This window comes from Bacillus sp. 05T31 (genome assembly GCF_056396725.1).
Genome location: NZ_JBFTMA010000284.1, coordinates 1 through 5,038 on the forward strand (window position 1 = coordinate 1; position 5,038 = coordinate 5,038).

The window sequence follows — 5,038 nt, forward strand, 5'->3', positions numbered from 1 at the left end:
ATCTATCACTTCAAACACAATATCGTGTCCAATATCCGTAACAAAGAAGGAAACACTCTTTCCCTCTCGTTCACTCACCGCATCAAACGCATTGTCGATTATGTTTCCAAGAATCGTAATAAGGTGCGAAACTTTTATATGGTCTGGTAACGGATGAAGTGCACTATCTCCTTCAATATGAAAATCAATTTTCTTCTCAGACGCTGTTCCGATTTTCCCTAATAAAATAGCTTGTACTTTTGCATCATGAATTTGATGGAATAAAATATGGTTTTGGCTTTGATGAATGTTAGATTCTTGCTGAATAAATTCAATCGCTTCCTTGTAATGTCCTAGCTGAAGTAATCCTGATAAGACGAAAAGTTTATTTGTGAATTCATGTGTTTGAGCGCGTAAGTCCTCTGAATACTTTCTTACCTCAGATATCGTATTCACTAAGTTTTGCAGTTCCGTTTTATCTCTAAAACTACATACAACGCCTACCGTACTATTATTTTCAAGTATCGGTGTCCTATTTAAAATAAACACTTTATCTTGAAACGCGATTTCTTGRTCGTTTTCTAGCACTCTTTYCATATTAAATTCCGGTAAAACTTTTGAAATGTGCTGCTGCATATAATCATCATTTACATGAAGCATCTCTTCTGCCGAAGTGTTCATCATCGTAATAAAACCGTTTTGATCAATAGCGATAATTCCTTCTTTTATAGATAGTAGTATTGCGCTTCGTTCCCGGTATAGCGCTGCAATTTCATTCGGTTCTAAACCGAGTGTATCTTTACGAATACTACGCGCTAAAAGAATGCCGCCAACAATTCCAACTAGTAACACCGCTAAAGAAAAGAGTATGATTTCTTTCGTTCTGCTCAATATGTTAGATTCAATACCTTTTATTAAAAACTCTACTGTCACAACACCTACGACTTGATCGTAATCTCCGTTATGAACAATAATGGGTGCTTTCGCCATTAAGGCCGGGCCACTTACTCCCTTTCCTTCGAGCGTATAATAGCCACCAAAAGTAAGTGCTTCATAGTTATATAGATTGTTACTCTTTGTTCCAATCAATTCAGAATTAGAATGTGAATACATAACCCCATAGCGATCTTCCACAATTACATAATCTGCACCAGCTTGCTCACGAACTTGTTCCGCAATGGATTGAATGGTACTTTTATGCTCGTTATATTGAAAAGCATCTTTTATAGCTGGCATAAAAGAAAGGGATTTAGCTGTTTGCAGTGCTAACTGCTCCACTTGCCGCTTCGTATCAACGGACTGAATGTAAACAAATATTCCCGCTAATAGAAGAACGACAAATAAAATTAATGTAATAATTAAGCTTACTATTTTCGTTTGTAATGACACTTTACGTGATTTATTCATACTCCATACCCTTTGATAAAATATTCAAAACTATCAATCTCCTTTTTCTATTATTATGACAAAACTAATAATGAAGCAACTATTAAAACTCTCCATGTACATAAAGTACAAAAAGAATAAAATTGTCATAATATTGAGATTTCAATTAAAGAACAGTACAATTCAACTACATTGAACACGCTTTCATAATTATCGTTTTATTTATAAGCAAGAGGAGGAATTATTATGGCTCAAGCAAAATCTAACCGAGTCGCCGGCAATATCTTCAAAGGTTCCGTCGGCAATTTAATTGAATGGTACGACTGGTACGTTTACTCTGCTTTCGCTGTTTACTTCTCAGCAGAGTTCTTTCCTAAAGGAGATCCAACGAGTCAGTTACTGAACACAGCAGCTATTTTCGCAGTTGGTTTTTTAATGCGCCCTATCGGAAGTTTATTAATGGGACGCTATGCAGATCGGCACGGACGCCGGGCAGCATTAACGCTTTCGATTACGGTTATGGCCGGTGGTTCTTTAATTATCGCCTGTACACCTAGTTACGAAAGCATCGGTATTATGGCACCAATTATTTTAGTTCTTGCCCGTTTACTGCAAGGATTATCACTCGGCGGAGAGTACGGAACTTCCGCAACATATTTATCTGAGATGGCTAGTAGTGGACGCCGTGGTTTTTATTCAAGTTTTCAATATGTAACGCTCGTTGCTGGACAGATGGTTGCGTTAGGTGTTCAAATTGTTCTTCAGCAATTACTAAGCGAACCAGATATGAAAGCTTGGGGATGGCGTATTCCATTCATTATTGGAGCGATGGGCGCAGTAGCTGTATTATGGCTTCGACGTACAATGGATGAATCGGAGCAGTTCTCAAAAATGGAATCTAAAAACCGCGAAAACGCAGGAACCGTTCGCGCTCTTATGAAACACCCGAAAGCAGTATTAACAGTAGTCGGCCTAACATTAGGAGGCACTGTTGCATTCTATACGTACACAACATATTTACAAAAGTTCATGGTAAACACAGTTGGTCTCCCGAAAGAAGTTGTAAGCTGGATTAACTTTGCCGCACTACTTATATTCGTTGTACTTCAACCGATTGCAGGGCTATTATCCGATAAAATTGGACGCCGCCCACTATTAATGGCTTTCGGTATTCTCGGAACGTTACTAACAGCACCGATCTTCTTCTTTATGGAAAAAACGACAGAACCAATCGTAGCATTTTTACTCATGATGGTCGGTCTCATTATCGTTACTGGTTACACATCCATTAACGCAATTGTAAAAGCAGAACTCTTCCCAACTGAAATTCGCGCACTTGGCGTAGGTTTACCATATGCACTAACWGTTGCRATATTTGGYGGAACAGCCGAGTTCATCGCATTATGGCTAAAAAGTATCGGAATGGAATCACTATTTTACTTCTACGTAGCTGGATGTATCGCGATAAGCTTTATTACGTATTGGCGTATGGATGAGTCATCGAAGACTTCGCAGATTGAGGCGGAGCTTGGTGGTGGAGATAAACTAGCTAATAATAAATCTAGTTAAAATTACGTATTCTATGTTCTTCGTTTACCTGAACTCGATTTGCTTTATCTAAGAAAGCATAATTCATTCATATATAATTTAAAAACCTCTACTTACATGTAGAGGTTTTTGTATGACGAAAAAACACGTAGTTCTATTGTTATTTTACAAACCCCAAATTCTTCCTCATCTTAAAAGTGATCAATCTTTTGCTAAACTTGAAAAAGAATATGATGCTACGCTTGGTATTTATGCATTGGACACAGGTACAAATCAAACTGTTGCTTATCATTCAGATGATCGTTTTGCATTTGCATCTACATCATTAGCTGTGGGCGCTATTTTACGCAAGAACTCATTAAAAGCTCTTGATCCAAGGATTACGTATACTCATGAAGAGCATTCTAATTATAATCCAATTACTGAAAAGCATGTCGATACAGGAATGACGTTAAAAGAACTTGCAGATGCTTCTGTTAGATATAGTGACAGCACATAATTTGAAGTTTAAATAACGATGTCTTGATAACCAACTTCTACAACTTGCTCATTTTCAAATTTCACCCCGACACCGTCCTCTTCCCAGGTACAATTGAATATTAATCCAACTCTTCTAATTCCATCTTCAAAATCTGGTAATATAATTAACCCAACAGGTTCCACCAGTTTTCCTAATTCTTGAATAGTTGTTATAATCGGCGCTATTTTATCAGCAGATTCATCACCTACCATATCTCTATATTCCATATATTCTTCTTTATAATACTCGAATATTGCTTGTTCAGCTTCTTTTGTAAGTTTGTTTATATCCGTAATGAACTTCCTATATGCTTCTTCTTGAACTGTAGGAATTAAATCATCTTCTTCTCCATCAATAGTTAAAGAAACCATTTTTTCCTGTCCAAAAACAGTTATCTTTTGTTGTCCACTCCAATATAAATCGTGAACAATTTCACCAAATAATTCATGGTTTATTTTTTTCATAATTTTATTCTCCTAAACTATTTTTTTTCTTGATTTCCCCAACTCCACCAAAATGTTTAAAGACGCTATTTATATCCGTAGGTACTAACTGTATTGTTTCACAATCGTTAAGTTCATGCCAAGTGTAACGATTCTCAGTTCGCCATTTTTTTATATCAGTTCTGGTTATTTTCATTTCATCAGTTGATAGTTTCTTGGCCAATGCTTCATCAGCTTTTGCGAAATTACCCTTTTTACCATCTCGAATTTCAGTCATATCAATTTTTATTTCAACTTTAGATAAAGCTGAAAAATCCGGCATTGCATTTTTATATTCTATTCCATCAGCTTTAATTTCATCTAGATATTTTTTTACTTTTTCTTTGTTAGAAATGAATTTAGATTCTCCACGGTCACCTTCCCATTCGCCATGGTTTTTATTTGATACTTTAAGTCTTTCCTCATAAGAACTGTATTTTGGTGTAACATTTCTGCCATCTGTCATTTTTTGTTTATTATTATTCAACAGATCTCCAATTTTCCCTAAATCAATTTTACTTTTAGCAAACTGATATATTGATAGCGCCTGTTTTAAATCAGATATATCAAATTTAGAGCGTATACTATCTCCACCAGCAAATGCAAATCGGGCTTTCAATGGTATTTGATTTGAAACGGAAGAGACGCCTTCTGATAATTTTGCTAGATTCGTACTTTCACCGAGTGTAGTTACTTTCCCTACTCTGCTTATCCCTTTATCCCCAATCCACCCTAACCCAAGTTCCATAAAAATATTTGTTCCCCACTTTGTACCACTTTCTAAATCACCATGCCAAACATCATTCATAAATGAATCCGAAAAAGTATTATACATGGTATATGCTGTCTCTAAGGGATGACCTATAGCATACTTAATATTTTCTTTTGTTACTGTATCGTCTAATGAATCAAACCCTTCTACAATACCTCCAATAACTTGCCCAGAACCAACGTATATACCATCCCAAATTTTTCTGAGCATAGATTTTTCAAAGGGTTTATCAAACATTGTACTATCTTCTATATGATCACCTGATAAATTGCTATTTACAAAATTGTTCTCTTTACGTGTTATCTTTTCTCCAATCGCTTGAATAGAAGTTGTCCACTCCATATTCAACCC

Annotated in this window: 4 protein-coding genes and 1 pseudogene; 2 read left to right on the forward strand and 3 right to left on the reverse strand. The window is 36.0% G+C overall.

Annotation, left to right across the window (positions count from 1 at the left end; all coding sequences use genetic code 11):
* Positions 1-1,386: Spo0B domain-containing protein (locus tag AC1DJR_RS17025; protein WP_477003088.1), on the reverse strand; the 1,386-nt coding region annotated here is incomplete at its 3' end.
* 225 nt (positions 1,387-1,611) lie between these two features.
* Here AC1DJR_RS17025 and AC1DJR_RS17030 point away from each other — a divergent pair.
* Complete coding sequence (locus AC1DJR_RS17030; protein ID WP_131246801.1) at positions 1,612-2,934, forward strand: MFS transporter; 1,323 nt, start codon at positions 1,612-1,614, stop codon at positions 2,932-2,934.
* Positions 2,935-3,112: 178 nt separating this feature from the next.
* Positions 3,113-3,409, forward strand: a pseudogene (locus tag AC1DJR_RS17035) (serine hydrolase); the annotation flags it as partial.
* An 11-nt stretch (positions 3,410-3,420) separates the two neighbouring features.
* On the opposite strand, the gene AC1DJR_RS17040 reads toward AC1DJR_RS17035, so the two are convergent.
* Both AC1DJR_RS17040 and AC1DJR_RS17045 read right to left on the reverse strand, forming a co-directional pair.
* Complete coding sequence (locus AC1DJR_RS17040) at positions 3,421-3,897, reverse strand: DUF6985 domain-containing protein (protein ID WP_131246800.1); 477 nt, start codon at positions 3,895-3,897, stop codon at positions 3,421-3,423.
* 4 nt (positions 3,898-3,901) lie between these two features.
* Positions 3,902-5,038, reverse strand: a 1,137-nt coding sequence (locus tag AC1DJR_RS17045) for an HNH endonuclease (RefSeq protein WP_477003089.1), incomplete at its 5' end; no start/stop codon positions are given.